The organism is Mesorhizobium sp. WSM4842 (assembly GCF_055901575.1).
In genome coordinates this window covers 5,950,668-5,971,855 of the sequence record NZ_CM148372.1, presented here as the reverse complement: position 1 = coordinate 5,971,855, position 21,188 = coordinate 5,950,668, and the positions used below count along the sequence as shown (strand labels likewise).

20 protein-coding genes are annotated in these 21,188 nt (G+C 56.8%); 18 read left to right on the top strand and 2 right to left on the bottom strand.

The window, feature by feature from the left end; genetic code table 11:
* The first annotated feature begins 49 nt into the window (after window positions 1-49).
* Window positions 50-835: a DUF1499 domain-containing protein gene (locus tag AC0NIE_RS28980; protein ID WP_473485122.1), complete on the top strand. Its 786-nt coding sequence runs from the start codon at window positions 50-52 to the stop codon at window positions 833-835.
* 247 nt (window positions 836-1,082) lie between these two features.
* Here AC0NIE_RS28980 and AC0NIE_RS28975 read toward each other — a convergent pair whose 3' ends face one another.
* The gene (locus AC0NIE_RS28975) at window positions 1,083-2,132 is read right to left on the bottom strand and encodes a LacI family DNA-binding transcriptional regulator (RefSeq protein ID WP_473484600.1); all 1,050 of its coding nucleotides are present in this window, start codon (window positions 2,130-2,132) and stop codon (window positions 1,083-1,085) included.
* A gap of 147 nt (window positions 2,133-2,279) precedes the next feature.
* Here AC0NIE_RS28975 and AC0NIE_RS28970 point away from each other — a divergent pair, with 147 nt between their 5' ends.
* From AC0NIE_RS28970 to AC0NIE_RS28950, 5 genes are read left to right on the top strand one after another with little or no spacing between them, the layout of a single operon-like run.
* The gene (locus tag AC0NIE_RS28970) at window positions 2,280-3,320 is read left to right on the top strand and encodes an ABC transporter substrate-binding protein (RefSeq protein ID WP_473484602.1); all 1,041 of its coding nucleotides are present in this window, start codon (window positions 2,280-2,282) and stop codon (window positions 3,318-3,320) included.
* A 27-nt stretch (window positions 3,321-3,347) separates the two neighbouring features.
* Window positions 3,348-4,385 (top strand): ABC transporter ATP-binding protein, encoded by a 1,038-nt coding sequence (locus AC0NIE_RS28965; RefSeq protein ID WP_473485124.1) that lies wholly within the window; start codon window positions 3,348-3,350, stop codon window positions 4,383-4,385.
* Entirely contained in the window at window positions 4,382-5,269 is an 888-nt protein-coding gene (locus AC0NIE_RS28960) for an ABC transporter permease (protein ID WP_123147135.1), read from the top strand. The genes AC0NIE_RS28965 and AC0NIE_RS28960 overlap by 4 nt, the downstream gene beginning before the upstream one ends.
* The gene (locus AC0NIE_RS28955; protein ID WP_473484605.1) at window positions 5,262-6,053 is read left to right on the top strand and encodes an ABC transporter permease; all 792 of its coding nucleotides are present in this window, start codon (window positions 5,262-5,264) and stop codon (window positions 6,051-6,053) included. The genes AC0NIE_RS28960 and AC0NIE_RS28955 overlap by 8 nt, the downstream gene beginning before the upstream one ends.
* Before the next feature lie 14 nt (window positions 6,054-6,067).
* Window positions 6,068-6,976 carry a phosphorylase family protein gene (locus AC0NIE_RS28950; RefSeq protein WP_473485125.1) on the top strand — a complete coding sequence of 303 codons (909 nt, stop codon included), beginning with the start codon at window positions 6,068-6,070 and terminating at the stop codon, window positions 6,974-6,976.
* 30 nt (window positions 6,977-7,006) lie between these two features.
* Here the strand turns inward: AC0NIE_RS28950 and AC0NIE_RS28945 are convergent, their stop codons facing one another.
* Window positions 7,007-7,915: an MBL fold metallo-hydrolase gene (locus AC0NIE_RS28945; RefSeq protein WP_473484609.1), complete on the bottom strand. Its 909-nt coding sequence runs from the start codon at window positions 7,913-7,915 to the stop codon at window positions 7,007-7,009.
* Between the two features lie 219 nt (window positions 7,916-8,134).
* Between AC0NIE_RS28945 and AC0NIE_RS28940 the strand changes: the two genes are divergently transcribed.
* The 12 genes from AC0NIE_RS28940 to AC0NIE_RS28885 all read left to right on the top strand — a co-directional run bounded on the left by AC0NIE_RS28940 (window position 8,135) and on the right by AC0NIE_RS28885 (window position 21,175).
* The gene (locus tag AC0NIE_RS28940) at window positions 8,135-8,719 is read left to right on the top strand and encodes a biotin transporter BioY (protein WP_473484612.1); all 585 of its coding nucleotides are present in this window, start codon (window positions 8,135-8,137) and stop codon (window positions 8,717-8,719) included.
* Window positions 8,720-9,196: 477 nt separating this feature from the next.
* Window positions 9,197-9,760 (top strand): transcription termination/antitermination protein NusG, encoded by a 564-nt coding sequence (gene nusG, locus AC0NIE_RS28935; protein WP_473484616.1) that lies wholly within the window; start codon window positions 9,197-9,199, stop codon window positions 9,758-9,760.
* A gap of 266 nt (window positions 9,761-10,026) precedes the next feature.
* Entirely contained in the window at window positions 10,027-11,307 is a 1,281-nt protein-coding gene (locus tag AC0NIE_RS28930) for a sugar transferase (RefSeq protein WP_473484618.1), read from the top strand.
* Window positions 11,308-11,399: 92 nt separating this feature from the next.
* Entirely contained in the window at window positions 11,400-12,494 is a 1,095-nt protein-coding gene (gene gmd, locus AC0NIE_RS28925) for a GDP-mannose 4,6-dehydratase (protein WP_473484620.1), read from the top strand.
* A gap of 21 nt (window positions 12,495-12,515) precedes the next feature.
* Window positions 12,516-13,271: a glycosyltransferase family 2 protein gene (locus tag AC0NIE_RS28920; protein ID WP_473484622.1), complete on the top strand. Its 756-nt coding sequence runs from the start codon at window positions 12,516-12,518 to the stop codon at window positions 13,269-13,271.
* A 249-nt stretch (window positions 13,272-13,520) separates the two neighbouring features.
* Window positions 13,521-14,840: a lipopolysaccharide biosynthesis protein gene (locus tag AC0NIE_RS28915; RefSeq protein WP_473484624.1), complete on the top strand. Its 1,320-nt coding sequence runs from the start codon at window positions 13,521-13,523 to the stop codon at window positions 14,838-14,840.
* Window positions 14,837-16,108, top strand: a complete 1,272-nt coding sequence (locus AC0NIE_RS28910) for a glycosyltransferase (protein WP_473484627.1) — start codon at window positions 14,837-14,839, stop codon at window positions 16,106-16,108. Before AC0NIE_RS28915 ends, AC0NIE_RS28910 begins: the two co-directional genes overlap by 4 nt.
* A gap of 23 nt (window positions 16,109-16,131) precedes the next feature.
* Window positions 16,132-17,346: a hypothetical protein gene (locus AC0NIE_RS28905; RefSeq protein WP_473484630.1), complete on the top strand. Its 1,215-nt coding sequence runs from the start codon at window positions 16,132-16,134 to the stop codon at window positions 17,344-17,346.
* A gap of 85 nt (window positions 17,347-17,431) precedes the next feature.
* Complete coding sequence (locus tag AC0NIE_RS28900) at window positions 17,432-18,088, top strand: class I SAM-dependent methyltransferase (protein WP_473484632.1); 657 nt, start codon at window positions 17,432-17,434, stop codon at window positions 18,086-18,088.
* 34 nt (window positions 18,089-18,122) lie between these two features.
* Window positions 18,123-19,406, top strand: coding sequence for a hypothetical protein (locus AC0NIE_RS28895; RefSeq protein ID WP_473484633.1), 1,284 nt, complete (start codon window positions 18,123-18,125; stop codon window positions 19,404-19,406).
* A gap of 142 nt (window positions 19,407-19,548) precedes the next feature.
* Entirely contained in the window at window positions 19,549-20,289 is a 741-nt protein-coding gene (locus tag AC0NIE_RS28890) for a methyltransferase domain-containing protein (RefSeq protein WP_473484636.1), read from the top strand.
* A 220-nt stretch (window positions 20,290-20,509) separates the two neighbouring features.
* Window positions 20,510-21,175, top strand: a complete 666-nt coding sequence (locus AC0NIE_RS28885) for a class I SAM-dependent methyltransferase (RefSeq protein WP_473484639.1) — start codon at window positions 20,510-20,512, stop codon at window positions 21,173-21,175.
* The last annotated feature ends 13 nt before the right edge of the window (window positions 21,176-21,188 follow it).

Sequence of the window (21,188 nt, the reverse complement as noted above, 5' to 3'; positions counted from 1 at the left end):
CGCCGCTAAACGGCTCAAAGCGCCCGTTCGGGGTGGAGCAGTGCTGAAAATAACGGAAAATCCCGAGCGACAGACGTCGAGGGCGGCCGGCTGGTCGCGGCGGACAGGCGCTTTTTCGGCGGTCCTGCTCCTGACCGTTCTCGTCGGCCACCGATATGAGCTTGTTGAAACGCCGGCCTTCCTTTGGGTGCTCGGCATTGTCGCGCTGCTTGCCGCCTTTGCGCTGCTGTTCGCCGGATTTGCCTTTTCGAGACTGTGGAATTTTGGCGACCGTGGCGGTCGCGATCTCACCGTCGGCACGTTACTGGCACTGCTGGTGCTTGCTCCCTTTGGTATCGCTGCCTACTGGGCAGCGACTTCTCCGCCGCTCAGGGATATCTCGACGGATTTCGACGATCCGCCGATGCTCGACACCAGCACCCGGACCGGGGATATGAACGCGCTTTCGCCACCGACCCCGGGCGAGCAGCGCCTGCAGACCGAGACCTATCCGCTTGTCACCGGACGCAGCTACAATCTGCCTTTCGATCGGGTCCTGGAAGCAGTCGAAACCGTGCTCGATCGTCGGGATTGGCAGCTAACGGCGCCGTTTCCCCGTGCGATCGGGCAAAGCGAGGTGACGATCAATGCCCTGGCCAAGAGCTTCATCCTCAGCCTTCCCGCAGACGTCGCCATCCGTGTGACCGACGATGGCGATGCGGTCATTGTCGACATGCGTTCGGCCACCCGTTATGGCCGCTACGACCTTGGCGACAATGCGGCTCGCATCGTGGATTTCCTCACCGAGCTGGATAAGGAAGTCGCCGGCCAGGTCGGCAAGGCCCCGGTCGAGTGATGTCCAGAGCATTTTGCAGCCAAGCGGTATCGCCCGGCGCCACAGAAATGCGGCTAATACAATCAGGGGTTGTCGGAATCTATTCGACTTGTCTCGCCAGTCGCCTTGCGTCCATAAGCGGGCCTTTCCCTTCGCTCGAAATGTACGTGCTTCGCTCGACGGGACAGTCGCGGGATTGCGGCTATCGGTTGCGCCACGAAGCAGCCGCGCGAGGTTGGGGGTCGGTTGATTGAAGTCTGCGGGCAGACTATTCGCCAGGGTCGAATTCACCCTTTAGCAAGATTGTCTCCACCGGCCCAAGTGGATTGATGATCCGGTTCTCCAGGACTTCGACAAGTTTGCGTCCGACACCCGCCATGTCCACGGAATGAATTCCGATCTTTGCCGGCAGGAAGCGTGCCAGCCGCGTGCTGTCACGAGTGACAATGTGGACGTCGCTGCCCGGCACAAGACCTCTGCTGCCAAGAGCGTGTAACGCCCCTAGAAGGCCCAGTTCGTTGGCGCATGCCAAGCCTGTCGGCGGATCTGAACAAGCCAGCAAGCGATCGAACCAGGCTGCGCTCGACTCCATGGTGAACATGCCATGACCGATCAGCGATTGGTCGATCGGAATACCGGCCTCGGCCATTGCCCTTCCATAGCCGGAAAGACGCATGGCACTTGCCTGATCCTCCGGAACCAGAAGTTGCAGTGCAATGCGTCGACAGCCCTTATCCATGAGCCGTCGGGTTGCCTCGTAGGCAATCTGTTCATTGTCGACATCGACATAGGGATACGCGGTATCCAGGTCGGTTCTTCCAAACGCGACGAATGGCATGCGTTTATCCAGCAGCAGCTTGACGCGCGGATCACCCGACACCAAGCGCGTGATGATCAGTCCGTCGGTGCTGCGCGCCTGAAGCTGCCGCTGAACACTCTCGACGGGATCGTCGTCGGGAGTGGTGGAATAGATGGACAGACTATACCCGGCTTGCCGCGCTGCCAGCGTCATGCCTTCGATCAAAGGAAGCTTCAACAGATCGGACAGATGGTCTCGTGTCTCCATCGGGAGTACTGCCGTCAGCGTCAGCGTTCGACCGGTTTTGAGCGCACGACCATGATGATTTGGTAGATAGCCGACCCGCTTAGCCGCCTCCTTGACGCGGGCTATGGTCGAGGGCTGCACTTCCGGCCCATCCTTCAGAGCGCGGGACACCGTGGTCACCGAGAGGGAAAGTTCCGCCGCGATCTGCTTTAGGTTGGCCATTGTTCGCCCGACTTCATTTGCGAAAGCGCCGGCTGATTTGCTGACCGCCATAACGTTACCGGATTCGACATCCCGGTCAATCCAAACTCCCGTAGGAAGCAGCTTGACTCAAGCTCATTCGAATGCAATCGTAACGTTACGATTACAAATAAATGGCCATTTCGAGCAACATTTGATAAAAGTTGGGGAGGAGAACCTATGTCCTGGCTACGCATTTCCCTTGCAGCATTCGCAATCTCGGCTGCCTTGCCCGTCCATGCGCAAACAGTCACCATAACGACCGCAGGTGGCGATTATGGCAACGCCATGAAAGAGGCCATGTGGGGCCCTGCTGCAAAAGAGCTTGGCTATGATGTCCTCGAGGAGACGCTAAGCGACGGCCTGGCCGCCTTGAAGATGCAGGTCACCTCGGGTGCGGTCACCACCGACGTCATTCACCTGGGCTCACCGGAAGGCGCCCAGGCGGCCGCTCAATCGCTGCTGGAGCCGCTCGACTACAAGATCATCGATCCCAAATCCGTGCCGGAAGGCGCAAAGTCCGACTACTGCTATCCGTTCGATTCCTATGGCACCGTCATGTCGTGGAACACCAAGACCTATGGCGAGAACCCGCCGAAGACCTGGGCGGAATTCTGGGACGTTGCCAAATTCTCGGGTCGCCGCGCGTTGCGCGCCAATGCCCAAGACTCGATCGAGATCGCGCTTCTCTCCGATGGCGTAGCGCCGGCGGACGTCTATTCCGTGCTCAGCACGCCGGAAGGTCTGGAGCGCGCCATCAGGCGGCTTGAAGCGATCAAGCCAAATGTCGCCGTGTGGTGGACCTCGGGAGCTCAGTCCGCGCAGTTGCTGAAGGACGGCGAAGCGGATCTGGTCGTTACCTGGAACGGACGGGCCCAAACCGTGAAAGCAGACGGGGGTGCTGCTGACTACTCGTTCAAGGGTTCGGTTATCGGCACGGACTGCCTTGGGGTGCCGAAGGGAGCGCCGAACAAGGAAGCCGCGATGAAGCTCATCGCAGCGATGACGCAGCCCGCGCGTGTTGCGAAGCTGACCGATTTCATCGCCTATGGCCCGGTCAATCCTGCGGCATATGAGGGTGGCCTGATTCCCGAGGATCGCCTGAAGACGCTTGCGACCGCGCCCGAAAATGCCGGCACTTCGGTGTTTTCGAATTCAGAATGGTGGGTCAAGAACGGCGAGGCTGCCCAAAAAGCCTTCGATGAGATGATGGCCCGCTGAGTCTCAGCTGTAAGGCTGGAGCAGATGATGAAGTCGCTCCCGATCACCATCGACAGCGTCAGCAAGGCTTACGGCACCTACGTCGCACTGGATGATGTTTCGCTCGACATTCAAGCTGGCGAATTCCTCACGCTGCTAGGCCCATCGGGATCGGGCAAGACCACGTTACTCATGGCTCTGGCCGGTTTTGTCCGGCCGGATTCCGGTAAGCTCTTGTTGGCCGATCGGGACATCACTCGCCTGGCGCCCAACAAACGCGACATCGGCATAGTATTCCAGAATTACGCCTTGTTTCCCCACATGAATGTCCTGGCGAATGTCGCGTATCCGCTGGCGCTGCGCAAGACGCCGAGAGCGGAGGCGCGTCAGCGGGCGCTTGCCACCCTGGCCCGCGTGAAGCTGGATGGTCTGGCGGAGCGCAATGTTGCCGCACTGTCCGGCGGCCAGCGCCAACGGGTGGCACTGGCGCGGGCTATCGTCTTCGAACCACGCGTGATGCTGATGGACGAGCCGCTGTCGGCGCTCGACAAGAATCTACGCGAGACCATGCAGTACGAGATCCGGCGTCTGCACGATGATCTGGGGATCACCACAATCTACGTGACCCATGACCAGCGCGAAGCGCTGATTATGTCTGACCGGATTGCGGTGATGAACTCCGGCCGCATCCAGCAGATCGATACGCCGCAGCGGATTTATGATCGTCCATCGACCCGCTTCGTCGCGGAGTTCATGGGCGAGGCTAACATTGTGGCTCCAGGCTCGGTGCGCAGGATCGATGGCGCCGAAGCGTCACGCGAAACTCTGATGATTCGCGCCGAAAGCTTCCATCTTGATGCGAAGCTCGTCGGGGGAGACGGAGTGGCTCTCGAAGGAATACTGCGCGCCAAGGCGTTTCGCGGCGAGAACTGGCTTTTGACGCTGGCGCTTGACGATGAGCAAGAGGTTCTTGTCTGCATTCCGGCAGCGCTGGCCGGCGGCTGCGCCGAGCTTGCCGCCGGTCAGCGGATGACCGCATATGCACCAGCGGCGAAGGTTCACGCGATACCGGGAGCGACAGCGTGACCGTCACTGTGGATCCTGCGCTCGCCGCAGATGCGCGACGCGAGCGGCGATTCTTCCTTTCGCTTTCGCTCCCGGCGCTGTTCATCGTTGGACTGGCGGCGATACTGCCCATCCTTTGGATCATCCGGCAATCTTTCCTGACCACAGGGGGTGAGTACACTGTCGGCAACTACGCGAAAGTGCTTTCGAGCGGACTGACATGGTCGGCGCTCGTCACAACCCTTGAACTGTCCCTCGGCACGCTGGCGATCTGCATTCTTCTAGGCACCCCGCTTGCACTCGCTTTGGCCAGCGCCAGACCAAGGGTGGCCAACGTACTGATGGCCTTCGTCATGCTGCCATTGTGGACCGCTATTCTGGTGCGCACTTATGGTTGGCTAGTGCTCCTGCGGCGTGATGGCCTGATCAACGCGGCTTTGACCGGTTCGGGCCTGACGGCGGAGCCTTTGCCGCTGGTCTATAACTTCACCGGAACGCTGATCGGCATGGTTCACTACATGCTGCCGCTCTTTCTGCTGCCGGTTTATGCCGCGATGCGCGATATCGACCAAAACCTCATTCGCGCGGCTGCGAGCATGGGAGCCACACTCGGGCAGGTGATGCGCACAGTCATAATGCCACTTTCGGCGGGCGGCATCTTCTCGGGTTCGATCATCGTTCTCATCTATTCCATAGGTTTCTTCATCACGCCGGCGGTGCTTGGCGGTGGCAAGGTAAATCCCCTCTCTACCCGGATCGAGCGTACGCTATCGACCTTTCAGGATTGGGGGTCGGCGAGCGTCCTGGGCATTCTGCTCCTCGTTCTGATGGCGCTGATCGGTGTGATGTTGCTGGCGGCACGGCGCCTGCTTGCCCAGAACACAGTTGATGCCTCCCATGCTTGAGGCCTATCCGCACAACAGACTGGCCCGCATTGTCCTCTGGGGCTTTGCTGCTCTTGTGATGGCATTTCTGATGTTGCCGACGCTTGTGGTGGTGCCGCTTTCCTTTTCGGCGTCGAATCTCCTCGAGTTTCCGCCGCACGCCTACTCGTTGCGCTGGTACGAGAACTTCTTCGGCTCGGTGACGTGGATGGCTGCACTCAGGACGAGCCTGATCCTTGGGACATTGACGGCGCTGATCGCGGTGCCTTTTGCGCTGCTCGCCTGCATCTCAATGAATCGGCTGGGCGGGAAGACTGCTGCGGCCATCCAGAGCGTCCTGCTCACCCCCTCGATCACCCCAGGAATCCTGCTTGCGATCGGCCTCTTTTTTGTGCTGGCGGCACAACGTCTGGTCGGAACGTTGTTCGGTGTGCTGGTCGGACATGTGGTGCTGGCCGTTCCGGTGGCGTGCATTGTGTTGCTGCCTGCCCTGGCTCGCTTTGACTGGAACCAGGTTCAGGCGGCGCGTAGCCTCGGTGCGAACTGGGCCAGAGCTATTGGCGGAATAATCGTTCCGCAACTTCAGATCAGTCTGTTGTCTGCGACATTGATGGCCTTCCTGACGTCGCTCGACGAGTCTGTGATTTCGATCTTCGTCGCAAGTGGTCGCAACAGCACGATGCCGAAGCTCATGTTCGTGTCGCTGCGCGATCAGATCGATCCAACCATTGCAGCGATCTCGACATTGTGGACCGTGATCGTCGTGGTCGTCGTTCTGATCGTGGCCCTTCGCCAAAAATCCTGACCGAGACTGAAAGCATGCCTGCCAATCATCACGCAGCCGACGATATGACGGACATACCTCAGGTAGGGTTGGCCATCATCACCGGGTCGGCAAACTGGGGGCTTGCCTTCCCTGAAGATGTCGAATTCGATGGCGTGCGTACGTTGCGGCGCGACATGAGTTTTGAAACGCCTTTCGGTCGCACCGACAACTGGAAGTTGCTCGAGTTCGATGCCTCGATTACAGCCGAAGGGAGAGCGAAGCGCGCGCTGTGCATGTATTCGCACGGCAATCCCCGCGATCATATCGACCATTCCTGCCATCGCCGCGCATTCTGGGTATTGATGCGGGCGGGTGTACGGCAAGTTCTCGCCTGCTCGACCGTTGGCGCCGTCAACAAGGCGATCCAGCCTGGCGACATGGTGGTGACCGCCGATATCATCGAACTGACCCAGACCCCGTTTTCACTGCTTCCTGACCGCCAGAGTTTTGACTGTTCGGGCAAGCAGATCGTATGTCCAAGATGTGCGGCGGTTCTGGTTGAGACGGCCCGCCGTCATTGGCCAGCCGAATGCCGCGTTCATGGCATCGAACAGCAGTTGGTGGCTGCCCACTGTTACGGGCCGCGACTGACAACCCCAGCCGAGGCTTTGGCGTATCGCGGCATGGGGGCGGATGTGCTTAACCATTCCATCGCCCCCGAGGCCACCTTGGCGCGCGAGATCGGCGCTTGCTTCGTGCCCTGTGCGTTCGTCACCGCGGGCTTCAACGACTATATGGACCGCAATCGCCGGAAATTGCTGCAGGAGGACGTGCTGCCCAATCTCTCCATGACAGCCTCGCGGGTTGCGCTGGAGACCGCCGCGCGACTTCCGGCCAATCCGGAATGCTCTTGCCAGGGTCTGAAGTCGCCTCAACCGGCAGAGCGTTCCATCCGGTTCTGAGCTTTCAGGAGCGTTGTTCGTGGCTGGATCTTAGCCAGGCGGCCTGAATATGCCGTCGATCGCCGGGTCGCCGTCGGTGGTGATGAGGCCGCGGGCCACCAGATCCTCCAGATGGGCAAGCACCGACAGCCCGGCCGCGCCGTGCAGGCGCGGGTCGGTATCCCTGTAGATCGCCGCGACCATCTCCTCGATCGTCCGGTCGCCGCTTCTGATCCGCTCCAGGATCGCGCGTTCGCGCATTTGGCGATGCGTCTTCAACTCGCGCATGAAACTGCGCGGCGCGGTCACCGGCCCGCCATGGCCGGGCAGCAGCAGGCGGTCGTCGCGCTCGATCAGCCGATGCAGCGAGGCCATGTAGTCGGCCATGGCGCCGTCCGGCGGCGCAACGATGGAGGTTGACCAAGCCATGACGTGATCGGCCGAGAACAGGACACCGGTTCCTTCCAGCGCAAAGGCTGCATGATTGGCGGTATGGCCCGGCGTCAGCACCGTTCTGATCGCCCAACCGTCGCCGTCGATCACCGTATCGTCGGCAAGCGCGATATGCGGATAAAAGGCGGTATCGGCGCTGGCGTCGAGCGGATTGATTTCACCTATACGCAGTGGCCTCGCCGGCCGATGCGGGCCTTCGGCCAGGACGATTGCGCCGGTGTGCTGCTTCAGCCGCGCTGCCAACGGAGAATGGTCGCGATGCGTGTGGCTGACGAAAATATGGCTGACCGGCCTGTCTCCGATCACCTCGAGCAGCGTCTTGAGATGCGCATCGTCATCCGGTCCCGGATCGATCACCGCCAGCGTCTTGCGTCCGACGATGTAGCTGTTGGTGCCGTAAAAGGTGAACGGGCTGGGGTTTTTCGCGGTAATCCGGAGCACGTCGGGCGCAACGGTCACGCCCTGGCCGTAGGACGGGTCGAAGTCTGTGTCGAATTTCAGCGCCATAGCGAATGTCGTTCAGCTCTGTTCCAATGCATGTCGCGCAAAAGTGTGCAGCGGTTTTGCGATAACGACATGCATAAAACAACAACCTAAAGCGCGTCGCATGAGGCCGGTCAAACGCGACGCGCTTTAGAGACGGCAAAACCGATTGCCGCATAACACGGAAGCCAATATAGGAAAACGCAAGGCCGCGATCTGCGGCAGTCCGCAATGAGGAAGACCATGGCAATTGCAACGACACCGCTTGTTTCTCTCGCTCTGCCCGAAAAGGGCGCGGCCCGCCTGGCGACGCAGCTTCTGCTGGCGATCGTTGGAACGCTGGTGCTGACCTTGTCGGCCAAGACCAGAGTTCTGCTCGGGCCGGTCGACATCTCGATGCAGACCTTAGCCGTCTTTCTGATCGCCGCAGCATTCGGCATGCGCCTCGGCGTCGCCACGCTGCTTCTCTACATGGCGGAGGGCGCCATCGGCTTGCCGGTCTTCCAGGGCACGCCGGAAAAGGGCATCGGCATCGCTTACATGCTCGGCTCGACCGGCGGTTATCTTGCCGGCTTCGTGGTCATGGCGGCGATCGTCGGCTGGGCCGCCGATCGCGGTTGGGATCGCCATCCGGTCAAGCTCTTCAACACGATGCTGGTTGCCGAAATCGTCATGATGGCGATGGGCTTTGCCTGGCTGGCACTGCTCATCGGCCCGGAAAAATCATGGCAGTTCGGCGTCGTGCCCTTCATCGTCGGCGACCTGATCAAGGTCGGCTTGGCGGCGAGCCTTGTGCCAGCCGTCTGGTCGCTGCTCAAACGCTCCTGAACTCTGGTCGACAGATCGGCGGCACTGATCGAGTCCACGCAACCACAGGCGGGTGATTGCGTGGTCTGTTTCAGCGACGGCCTGTCGGACTTTCGTCAACGCACGCCGGCGTGACGACGACGAACAATGAAGGGCTACTGGACAGAAACGCCAATCGGTTCGGCTTCTGCTCCGTAACGCTTTGCTAACGATATCGTCACACTATGTTCAAATCGACCGATTAAGCACCAGAACAGCCGGCGATTCGTCGCGAGCCAGCGTAACCAGGCAGCTACATATCGGAGCAATTGCTCGATACCGCTGCTGGATAGCTAAAAAAGAAAGCGGCGCGATGACTTTTAGGCGCAGCTAAAGTAGTGGACAATTAGCAGGATTCGATCAACCGCATCGATTCTCGCGACATGGTTGCTTGCTGGTATCTTCGCGCTGTCGTAACGCTTGCCCCGACCGTGCCAAAGACCGCCGAGAAGGATACTTGTGATCACCCCGGAAAAAACAACTGTTAAGGCGACTGTATCGCCGCAACGGGCCTCAACCGGCACCGCAGCACGCTGGTATGCCGCCAGCGTATTTCCGGGAAAAGAAGACGTCGCCGAACGGCATCTCCGGATACAGGGGTTTCACTCGTTTGTACCTCGCTGCGAGAAGACCACACGTCATGCCCGGCGCATCGAGACGCGACCGGCGACCTATTTTCCAGGTTACATGTTCATCGCCCTCGATGTCGCGCTGCAGCGGTGGCGCTCGGTCAATGGAACGTTCGGTGTGCGCTCACTCATCATGCAGGGCGAACGGCCATTGCCGGTCCCGTCGGGGTTGGTGGAGCGGTTCATTGCCCTGACTGGCAGGGACGGCCTGCTTGATTTCAGTGGAGGCCTTGCTGCGGGCGCATCGGTTCGGATTCTTTCAGGTCCTTTCGCGGAGATGATCGGTCGCCTTGACCGGCTCGATCCAGCCGGAAGGGCCCGAGTGCTGGTTGCCATCATGAATGGCGAGATCCCCGTTGACATGGATTCAAGGGAACTCGTCGCGATCGCATAATTGACGTTATGCGATGCAAGCTGCTGCAAAGTCGGCTTTCGGGTTTCACCCGGGAGTGCGGTAGCCATTGTTGGAGATTGTGCCTTTTGGAAGCAGGCGAAAACAGATGGGACAGCCGAGGGCTGCTGCACCGGCTCCATCGGTATATCGGTTGACCGGTCGATGAATTTTGATTTGAAATCCTTATTGTCGGATCGAAGAATTATCGAGCCCCGAAAATTGAGAATGGTCGAATTCTTTACCGATATGCCAGTGAGTGCTTGGAATTGAATGCTCCCATCATAAAGCCGCAAAGCCAGCGGCACCTGCTGCACCGGATTAGGTTTCAGCTTCTCGGTGGATTGGCTTTTGCAATTCTAACTCCCGCGCTGGTTAGGATGCTGATCGGTCAAAATGTATTGTATTACTCAAACGTTCAGATTACGATTTTCGCAGGCATCGTCGCCCATACTGCAGGCTTTTTTTTCTTTCGCCGAATAATCAATCTGCCTGGCGTTGCGGCTGCTGGTTATATTATGCCAACATTTGCGCTTTCCTACGGACTTGTATATCTAACAATTTTCCTGTTCCGAATTGACTACAGCGCTTTCCAGGCAGCCGGCAGTTTGACACTGTCAATCTTCTGGTATTTCAGTCTGAGCATCCTGAGCCGGCGCCTGGATCCGTATAGTCTCGCCGTGGTTCCAGGCGGGGCTGTCAGTCGTCTTGAAGAGATTGGCGGCGTGAATTGGCATTGGCTCCGCTCCCCCGAAACGGTCATTGACCGCGTGAGCGGCGTTGTTGCCGACCTTCGTGCCGAGCTATCCGATGATTGGGAGCGCTACATAGCCGACCAGGCTCTCGCAGGCGTTCCTGTCTATCACGTCAAGCAGATCAGTGAATCGCTGACCGGTCGCGTCGAAATCGAGCATTTGTCCGAAAATACGTTGGGTTCGCTTAATCCCAACCAGGCCTATCTCAAGATCAAGCAGGTGATCGACTGGGTCTGCGCCCTGTTGGCCCTGATTATGCTAGCGCCATTCCTGATCCTGGTTGCGATAGTGATCAAGCTGGAATCTCCTGGGCCCGCCATATTTCGCCAGGAGCGCCTCGGTTATGGCGGAAGATCGTTTACGGTGTACAAGTTCCGAACGATGACCGTCAGCGCACCTGAGGCGGCAAGCATTCGCAGTCTTGCCGTGACGAAGCCGGGTGACAGCAGGGTAACCCGGCTCGGTCGCTTCCTTCGAAGAAGCAGAATTGATGAACTGCCGCAGTTGATAAACATCGTGCGTTCGGAGATGAGCTGGATTGGGCCACGGCCCGAGGCAACGGTGTTGTCCTCCCACTATTCCGTAGCGTTGCCGTTCTATCGCTACCGAAACATCGTTCGTCCAGGAATTTCGGGGTGGGCTCAGGTGAATCAGGGATATGTATCGGACGACGATGACGAGATCGAGAAGCTGCATTACGATTTCTACTACATCAAGAATTTCTCGCCATGGCTTGATATCGTTATTGTGCTGAGGACCCTAAAAACGATGCTAAGCGGGTTTGGGTCCCGATAATAGCCAAGTTGAATTGGTCTGCTCCATAGGTCGAACGCCGTCGTTTGACTGGAGAATATGGTTGTGTTTCTAAAGCTGCCGAAGGGAACGAAATGAGCCGAAAAACCGCACTCATCACCGGCATTACCGGCCAAGATGGCGCCTATCTGGCGGAACTTCTCTTGGCAAAGGGCTATGATGTCCATGGCATTAAGCGGCGTTCCTCGTCGTTCAACACCGGTCGAATCGATAATCTCTACCAGGATCCGCATGAGAAGGACGTAAGGCTGTCGCTGCATTATGGCGACATGACCGACGCCACCAACCTCATCCGCATCGTCCAGGAAGTGCAGCCAGACGAGATATACAATCTCGCCGCGCAATCGCATGTCCAGGTGAGCTTCGAGACCGCGGAATATACCGCGAACGCCGACGCGATCGGCACATTGCGGCTCCTCGAAGCCATCCGGCTGCTTGGCCTGACAAAAAGGACGCGTTTTTATCAGGCCTCGACTTCCGAGCTCTACGGCAAGGTGCAGGAGATCCCGCAACGGGAGACGACGCCTTTCTATCCTCGGTCGCCATATGCGGCGGCAAAGATTTATGCCTACTGGATCACCGTGAATTACCGCGAAGCTTACGATATCCATGCGTCCAACGGCATCCTGTTCAATCATGAAAGCCCGATGCGCGGCGAGACGTTCGTCACCCGCAAGATCACGCGCGCGGCGGCTGCAATCAGGCTCGGCCTCCAGGACAAGCTCTACCTCGGCAATCTGTCGGCTGAACGGGATTGGGGGCATGCCCGCGATTACGTCGAAGGCATGTGGAGAATCCTTCAGCATGAAGTGCCGGACGACTACGTCCTTGCAACCGGCGTAAAGAATTCGGTCCGCCGCTTTGTCGAGCTTGCGTTTGGCGAGGTCGGGATCGAGATCGAGTGGGTTGGTTCCGGTATTGACGAAAAAGGCGTCGATGCAAAATCAGGCGCTGTCCTGATCGAGGTGGATCCGCGCTATTTCAGGCCGACCGAGGTTGAGCTGCTGATCGGCGATCCTTCGAAAGCGGAGCGCGTTCTCGGGTGGAAGGCAACAACCTCGCTCGATGCGATGGTCCAGGAAATGGTCCGGTCCGACCTCGAAACGGTAAGACGGGAATCCGAACACCGGCGCCTGGATGAGGATCGCATTCGCGTTGCGGCACAGTAAGCGACGTTGGGCCGGGTCGACATGAAAATCTCGGTCTTGACCGTCTGTTGGAACTCCGCGGCGACAATCAGGCATACGCTTGACAGTTTTTTTGCCCAAGATCATGAGGACAAGGAACTGGTCGTTGTCGATGGAGCCTCGACCGACGAAACGCTCTCGATCGTTCGTTCCTATGCCGACGGGCGGCTGCAGATCGTCAGCGAGCCGGACCGAGGCATGTACGACGCTCTGAACAAGGGCCTCGCACTTTGCACGGGCGAGGCAATGGGGGCTCTTAACGCGGACGACGCGTTCCATGACGCTTCCGCGCTCGGCAAGATCAGCGAGGCGCTTGCCGAAAACGACATTGTCCACGGCCATCTCGACTTTGTGGACAACCACGTCAGCAAGCGGGTGGTTCGCCGCTGGCGGGCGGAGCCAAGGCCTCAAAATGGGTTCAGTACGGGCTGGATGCCTGCTCACCCAACCTTCTATGTCCGGCGCGCCGTTGCGGAAAAGGTCGGGCCGTTCGACCTGACGCTAAAAGTTTCCTCCGACTACGACTGGATGCTGAGGGCCGTCGAACTCCATGGATTCAGGATCGCGACAATCGATCAGGTCTTCGTCGACATGATGGTCGGGGGTGCCAGCACAAGGAGCTTCCGTTCGCATATCGGGCACAACCTCGAAGCGTTGCGTGCCAGGCGCCGTTGGCTCGGATCCGGTCCCGTCGATTTTGCGCTTATCGCGAAACCGGCGCGGAAAATTCGACAGTTCGTTTTCGCACGGCGAGGTTAGGCGAGGATGGTTGCTACTTTCCTGAGCGAGACGTGAGAACGTGAGCGCACGCCGCGATGCGCCGACTAGAAGCATTAGATTTGGGGGTGGCCTTTCGCGCCCGGGCATGTGGAGAAACCATGACGTTTCAGTGCGCTTTAAGTGCGAGACATCACGGCTCGTAGGGTTCAGTTGCTCGGACACGCGACACGGCTTTGTTCCCGCCGGCGCGCAGCCGAGGGATACATTCGGTAGTCGTGTGGTTTCAGCATGAACTCGAACCTGAAGCTGCTTACCAACACGCTGACACTTGGTCTGGGTGCTGCTTCGGCGCAGCTCCTCGGCGTTCTCGCAGTCCCCGTCCTGGCCCGCGTCTTCAACGCTAATGACTTTGGCGTGTTTGCCATGTTCTTTCTCGGCAGCCAATTGCTCGGCACATGCTTTGCGGCGCGCTACGAGCAGGCGATCATGGTCGCCGAGGAGAGACATGTTATCGCGCTTACGGCACTGTGCGTCAGCTTGGCAATTGTTTCGGCCCTGGCGAGCGCACTCGTGCTGACGCTGTTCGCGCGTGATCTGGACCTCATCTTCAATACGTCGCTCGGCTTGGCATGGCCACTGGCGTCCATTGCGGCCTTCTTTGTCTCTATCACCACCACCTTCACCATGGTTGCCTCACGGAGGCAGAGCTACGGGGGGATCTCCGTCAGCCGCTTTTGCAAGGCGATGGTCGCAATTCTGATACAAGCTGCCTTGGGCCTGACTATTTTGCCAAACGCATGGGGCTTGATAATTGGCGAGACCTTTGCGTCAGGCGTCGGCGCTGCCTTGCTCCTGTCCACGCGTAGATGGTCTTGTCTGTCCGATCTTCGACTCAATGTCTTCGAGCCCAGGCAGCGAAGGCCTCTTTTGTTGGTTGCTCTACGACATCAGTCCTTTCCAAAATTTAGTCTGCCGCAATTTTTAATTAATAGCCTAAGTGGCTTTGTCTTGATCGTAATTATTGTTGGCTTCTTTTCCTCGATGGAAGCAGGTCAATACTTCATGATGCAGCGCATCGTGACGATTCCTGCCGGGATTATCAGCATAGCGGTCGCCCAGATTCTTTATGTAGAGGCATACCAGCTAGCGCAAAAGACCGGCAGATTCGATGGCGCTGTCGTTAGGGTGTTGATACTTCAGACATTGCTTGGAGCGATATTGTTTTTCGTATTGCTATTGTTCGGCGTGCAAATGTTTTCGCTTGTGCTTGGATCACAATGGGCCCCGTCAGGTCATTTGGCCGAATTATTTGCGCCCTACGTTGCTGTACACTTCGTTCTATCCTCTCTTGCCCCTGTACCAGTTATCGCGCGCCAGCAGAAAATGGCCTTGATACTTTCTATTGTCCAAAATGCTATTTTTGTGGGCGGTTTTTTCATACCGACTTGGTTCGGTATGTCCCTAGAGAGATCCGTTTCAATATCAGTATACGTTTCTATGCCCTACATGATTTCGCTTATAGTTTTGTTCTTTGTTATCTCGCGAACCCCTCGACCATTTTCTGTGGCCAGGGATCACTTTTCTGGTGCCGAAGGGTCGGGGCGTTGAGAAAGCATCTTCTTCTTTTCACGATCAACTATCCGTATGGCCACTACGAACCTTTTATCGGCCTGGAGATGCCCTTTCTGAGCCAAGGTTTTGAACGCATTTCAATCTTCCCAATGAGCGGCTCCGGGCCAATGCGGGAAGTTCCGGAGAACGTCACCGTGGAACCGCCCATTTGGGACTCCCAGCGGTCGCGTTACAAATTCTACCTTTTGCAACTCGCCAAGTTTCGGACCTGGTCACTCTTTTGGCCGGAGGTGGCGTCCTTGGCCTGGCGCCAAAAGCGGCTTCATATTGGTTTGATCTACCGTGTGATTTTATGGTCCATGTATCGCGCGGCGCTCGAGCGATCTCCTGCGGTAAGAGAAGTTCTTGGTGCGCCGTCCGAGGTGGTGGCCTATAGCTATTGGGGGCACGTTCCCGATCTGGCAATCCCCTTGCTAGCCAAGGCCGATGTGCCTTGCGCGGTGCGCTATCACCGAGTGGATCTCTACGAACATGCCATGGAAAGCGGATCCTATCTATCGCGAAACTCCCAATATTTTCCCTGGCGTGAGGAAATCGCATCGGCCGCTGCCATGAATCTCTTCATTTCAGAGCATGGCCTTGCGTACTTCCAGGAGAAATGGCCTGGCGCGCTGACCTCCAATTTCGCTGTCAACCGTCTGGGCGTGCCGGATAGGGGCCAATCCCCTCCGCGGCTGGCTGGAGACACGTCGCTGACGATAGTCAGTTGCTCCAATGTATTTCCGGTGAAAAGGGTGCATCTGATCGCCGCGCTGGTTCGCTCCCTGGCAAAGCACGCGAAAATTTCGTGGCATCACTTTGGTGGCGGAGATTTTACGGAGGTCAATTCTGTCCTGGAAAAAGAGGTGCCCAACCTCGAGGTCAAGCTTTGGGGGCAGACCGACAACCTTGAGGTGATGAGCTTCTACCGACAAAACCATGTCGACATCTTCGTCAATCTAAGTTTGTCTGAGGGGGTCCCGGTGTCGATCATGGAGGCTATGTCGTTCGGGATACCAGTGATCGCGACGGCCGTCGATGGTACCCCGGAAGCGGTGATCGATGGCGAGACCGGGTTGCTTGTCTCGCTTGACGAGGCGCAGGATTCGGAACGTTTGGCGGAGCGCGTTCTGCAGGCGCTTTCACCTGGAGGTGAGCTGGCGCGCGCCGCGCCCCGCAAGATCTGGCAGGCTCGCTATCATTCAGCATCGAATTCTGGCGAGCTGATCGACATTCTCCAATCGATGCAGGCGCGCTCTTGCTAGCCGCGTCAAAATCATATCCAGCGGTGAGCGGCTACCGTAGGGACGCCAGCTCCAAGGCGATTGGCCTGCTCGATTGGCTCGTCCTCTTCCCGCTTTTCACGGTGATTGCAACGCAGCTTGAGATCAGCGACGATCCGGGTTCGGCTGGCGTTGCATTCTTCATTCGCTCGCTGGCCGCGATTGCGTTCCTTTGCGTGATGGTTATCCGGTTCGGAATTTCTATATTTCATGTTAATATTGCTATAATTTCTGCGTTTTTGCTCTATTTTTTTCTAATTAATACAGGAGAGCTTTCATATTTCTGGATAATGTCAATAGTTTTTATGACCTGGGGCTTGGCATTCGGCGTGGCCTCCCAAATTGCCTGGCGCAAACGGCTTGAAGTCTTGCTTTTGGCCTATCTTGTTTTCAACGTTGCCGGTTTGATCCTGGCTCTGGCTATCTTTATTCTGTTCGGACAGATTGTTGATTTACATGGTATTATATTTCCATTTAGCGCTTCTCGCGCTGGCGTAATGATGAACCAGGTTCGTCTTTCTGGATTTCAGATAGAGCCCGGAAATTACTCAAATACCATCTATATATTTGTCCTGCTAAGGTGTCTGGTTAGGCGACGGATCGTTAATTTTCTGGATCTTTTTGCAATGCTCAGCACAGTAGCGACCTTGGCTGCGTGGGCAATTGTTGGTGCCGCCGTCTATCTCGTCTGTTTTGCAATCGAGTTCACGATACTCAATCGTCACATCCCGAAAATTCTACGTGTGGCGATAGTTCTGTTTTCGGTGTCACTGCTCATCATTTCGATACCCTTGATTGCATCGCAGCTTTTCGGTTCTGAGTATGCCGAATACTTCGCAGATCGCTTCAGCACTGAGGAGGGAAAAGGGTCTGGCTACTATAAAGCCCAGGCATTTCGCGCGTGGCAGGACTCATTGGGGGAGGGGATGCTTTTCGGTTCGCCTCTCCCGAGGACATTTTGTGATTACTGCTTGTCGCCGCAGGACCTCGGTACCGTATTCAATATGTCTTTCTACCTTGGTATAATACCTACCGTGTTGATATTGGCTGCGTTATGTATCCAACTATTTCGGCGCTGGGGTGGGATTTTTGTTGTGCTATTTCTTCCTTTCATCGTATCAAAACTTTTCTTTTTTGATCCAGTGGTTTGGCTAACTTTCGGGATTATAATATTTGAGAATCGCCGGCATCAATATGTTGGAAGGATTAACTATGGATAAATCGGTTTCGAGGCCTAAGAACGCGTGGGTTCCTACGAAATATGAGCTTCACGATGGACGTTGGCGGGGCTCTAGGAATAGCGGCGTGATCTCTCGGCTTATGTGCGACCTTCAGGTCGCTGCGTACGAGCATGCGATTCGGAAATATGCGCGCGGGCGACTTGTCGATTTAGGCTGCGGCAACGCTCCACTAACTGGAATATATCGCGGCGTGGTCGATGAGTACTTGTGGGCAGATTGGGCCAATTCGGCGCATCAAAGATTTGACCTCGATTTTGAAGTTGATCTTAATAAGCCTCTTCCATTTGAGGATCGATCCTTCGATACGATTCTGCTGACCGATGTCCTTGAGCACCTCGCCGAACCTGATCAATTGTTTTCGGAAATCTCCAGGATGCTTAAACCGGGTGGACACATAATTGTCGGCGTTCCATTTTTGTACTATCTTCACGAGGAGCCGCACGACCATTTTCGCTACACAAAGTTCGCTTTGGCGCATTTCGGTCTCAAGCACCGCGTTCCGCCCGTGGAGATTGTCGAGGCGGGCGGTGCCTTCGATGCCTGGAGCGACCTTACGGGCAAGCTTCTGGGAGGCGTCTGGAGACCGTTGGCGCGAATCCCCTACCATGGCTGGACGATTGCAAAATTGCTCCCAATGATAAGGCGCCTTAACGAAAGAGCCGCGTGGCGCTTTCCGCTGGCTTACGTTGCGGTGTATGCGCGCCCTGCCGACCGGGATTGAGTGTGTCGGCGGCACACATGAAGGCTGGTCGCTTATGAGCAAAGTTTCCAAAGTTGGTTTGGGCGTCGCTGCGCTTTCTATATGGCTGACGGCGCTATACGCACCGCAGGCTCTATCGGCGCCACAGTGCCCGACCGCTCCCGGGTGGGACCATGTACGGGCATTTGGACTGGAAGGCGGACTGAAGGCATTCTGGAACGTTTACGACAGCGGTGGCGGTATCCATGCGGCGGCGGCACTCTGCCACGGGTTCCTGCCGGTGACGATCCAAAACACGTTCGCCGATTATCCCGGGAAGCAGCGGGAGAATATCGACACATTTCTGGGGAAACTGAATTCGAACCCCTGGCGAAAGCCTGACTTCTTCGAGCGGATCATCAGGCGAAATATCGATATTTTCCCTCCTCCCCCCGGTGGTATCTACGTTCACGACATAGAATTTGTATTTCAGCGGTCGGCCTTGAAGGCTTGGGTATTCAACGCTATCGACAGGCGTTTTTTTTCATCGTTTGTCGAGTTTGAGGACTCGTATTGGAAGGAATGGGCGACGTGGTTCGTGCTGCCGGTCAAGTGGACCCGCGAACGCTACAAAGACGCAGTCGTTGGCATCTTCGGGCCTGCGCCATTCTTCAAAGAGAGAGACACGATTAAAGATTATACCGCAAAGGATTTTGCCGAAAAGCATAGTTTTGACTTGAAACTATGGGAGAGTATAGATCCGTACGTGGACTTTATAATTACAGAAGCGTATCTCCCGGATCCAAAGCCGGATTCGGTATTTTACATAGCGACACAGATTGAGCAAAATTATTATCGATCGGAGCAAATGAGCGGTAAACCGATTTTTGCCTATCTATGGTTGCGGTACTACGGTCCGGATTGGCGGCAAGCCACGCCCTTGGTGGATCCGTTCCTTGTCGAAGCCATGACACTGGTACCCTATTTCAGCGGGGCTCGCGCCGTTGTGTTGTGGGGCCATGAGCTCACCGTTAAACCGGGCGATCCCTTGCCATATTCCCAACTGCCGTTGTTCACCCATACTCTGTCCCGGCTGTCGACCGTGTCCGGCCTGATCGGCAGAGGGCGCCTCGTGCCGGGGGAGCCTGCTAACGTACTTTGGAGGGAGAGACGGCCGTTGGTGCGTGTGTTCGACGTAGCAAAAGAGGGCTGCGTGGCGCTGGTGATCAACCCCTGGCAGGCAGATAACGACGTTTCCTCGGCAAGGGTCGACTGCCAGGGGCGCACCTATCCGCTGACGATCAATGGTCGCCACGCCACGCTGGCAAAAATTAGCGGCGACGCAATCACTTTGCACTAACGCGCATCGCGTTTAAACGGATTCAGGTGTCGCGCCTTCAGTTTTTGTTTCGATGAATGCATATCCAAACCGTTCGCACCTGTCGAAGCGCGGCGCGGGCCGCTCGAATAAGCAAGAACCTCTGGTACGAAAAAGGAGTGCGGTGATTCTCAAGAAGTTCATTGGCTGGAACAGGAACGCCGCCGCGTGGTTGGAGCGCCATTTTCCCAAGGTTTTCGGTGCCCCGTCCTACAAAGCGGAGCTCGAACGCCGTATCGCCGACGACATTACGCGCCTTAGGCCTTCTGCGATCCTCGAGGTCGGCGGGATCGATCGGCCGCTTCTGCAGCGCGGCCACGGTTTTAGCTATATTGGCCTGGATATCGAGGAGAGGCCTGACTGCTATACCATCTACGATCGATTTATCGTCCAGTCGATCGAGCAGCCGGTCAATGTCGAGGCAGATATGCTCATTTCGATCACATTGATGGAGCATGTACCGGACAACGAGGCGGCGGCGCGTTCGATGTTTTTGGTGCTAAGGCCCGGTGGCGTGACGCACCACTATATGCCCTCGAAGTGGCACCCCTATTCGATAGCGTTGCGGCTCGTCGGACCCGTTATGCAACGATGGTTGATCCCGTACCTCCGGCCCTCCGCGGTCGGCGTTACCGGCTATCCGGCCTTTTTCGATCATTGCGCTCCGTCCGAGATGGCGGAGCTGTTTCGCAGTCACGGGTTCGATCGGGTCGACGTCATGCCATTCTACCGCGCCAGCGACTATTTCGCTTTCTTCATGCCTGCCTATCTTTTCGTCGCTCTGTTCGAGAATCTTTGCGCGGCCCTGAACTGGAGCATCTTCTGTTCAGGTTTCGTCATCAGCGCAACAAGACCTGCAGACTAGATATCAGCAAGACGAGGCATGCGACTTTTTCAAAATTTCTGGGATCATCTCAGCCACCGATCTCTGCTGCAGATATTGCGTGGCGGCTATGAAAATTCCTTCCACGCGGTGAAGTTTTTGGCCGGCTGAACGCTTCCAGGAAGTTTCATTGTCATAGCCGTCCCCGAATTCCTTCGCGAGAAAATGAGCCTTTTGTCAGTTGATTGGTTGGAGAAACAAAATGTACGGAAAGATTGCCGACGAGATTGAGCGGCGCCTCGCGACATTGGGGCTTCGTGTTGCAACCTGGGATGATGCGCGATCATCCGGCAAGCTCTACGCGGGCCGGCTGACACGCAATCTTCCCCAGTTCCACACACATATAGGATTGACGCCCTACAGCCCTTCACCTCGCAATATCGGTCACGATGTAACCCAGCCGATGCCAGTGAAAGAATGTATTGATATCTACCAATCCGAGGACGTTTTTGAACATATATCCTATGAGAAACTGCCACAGATATTAACGTATATCTATGCCGTGCTGAAGCCAGGCGGGTTGCTCCGGATGAGCATGCCTGATTACCGTTTCGATATGTATCAGGATCGCTCGGTCAAGGATGGCGACCGCATCGTATTCGACCCCGGTGGCGGCGGGAAGTTTAAGAATGGTGTTGTCACTGCCGGCGGGCATTTGTGGTTTCCGACTTACGAAAGCGTTGCTGCGCTCGCAATCGGAAGCCCGTTCTCGAACTGGGAGGTGCTTGAAGGCTACAATCCGGACGGGAGCGCGATCGTTAAGCCTGTGGATGAATCATATGGGCGGGTACTGCGGGCATCATATAGAGACCCTCGTGTTGCGGCTCGTCCACGCCCGCTTTCCATTATAGTGGATTTGTGGAAATAGTCGCGCTGCTTGG

Coding starts and splice junctions, on each gene's coding strand:
- AC0NIE_RS28965 (WP_473485124.1), top strand. CDS start 3,348: ATGAAGTCGCTCCCGATCACCATCGACAGCGTCAGCAAGGCTTACGGC.
- AC0NIE_RS28945 (WP_473484609.1), bottom strand. CDS start 7,915: ATGGCGCTGAAATTCGACACAGACTTCGACCCGTCCTACGGCCAGGGC.
- AC0NIE_RS28895 (WP_473484633.1), top strand. CDS start 18,123: ATGAGCAAAGTTTCCAAAGTTGGTTTGGGCGTCGCTGCGCTTTCTATA.
- AC0NIE_RS28955 (WP_473484605.1), top strand. CDS start 5,262: ATGCTTGAGGCCTATCCGCACAACAGACTGGCCCGCATTGTCCTCTGG.
- gmd (WP_473484620.1), top strand. CDS start 11,400: ATGAGCCGAAAAACCGCACTCATCACCGGCATTACCGGCCAAGATGGC.
- AC0NIE_RS28940 (WP_473484612.1), top strand. CDS start 8,135: ATGGCAATTGCAACGACACCGCTTGTTTCTCTCGCTCTGCCCGAAAAG.
- AC0NIE_RS28950 (WP_473485125.1), top strand. CDS start 6,068: ATGCCTGCCAATCATCACGCAGCCGACGATATGACGGACATACCTCAG.
- AC0NIE_RS28915 (WP_473484624.1), top strand. CDS start 13,521: ATGAACTCGAACCTGAAGCTGCTTACCAACACGCTGACACTTGGTCTG.
- AC0NIE_RS28975 (WP_473484600.1), bottom strand. CDS start 2,132: ATGGCGGTCAGCAAATCAGCCGGCGCTTTCGCAAATGAAGTCGGGCGA.
- AC0NIE_RS28970 (WP_473484602.1), top strand. CDS start 2,280: ATGTCCTGGCTACGCATTTCCCTTGCAGCATTCGCAATCTCGGCTGCC.
- AC0NIE_RS28920 (WP_473484622.1), top strand. CDS start 12,516: ATGAAAATCTCGGTCTTGACCGTCTGTTGGAACTCCGCGGCGACAATC.
- AC0NIE_RS28885 (WP_473484639.1), top strand. CDS start 20,510: ATGTACGGAAAGATTGCCGACGAGATTGAGCGGCGCCTCGCGACATTG.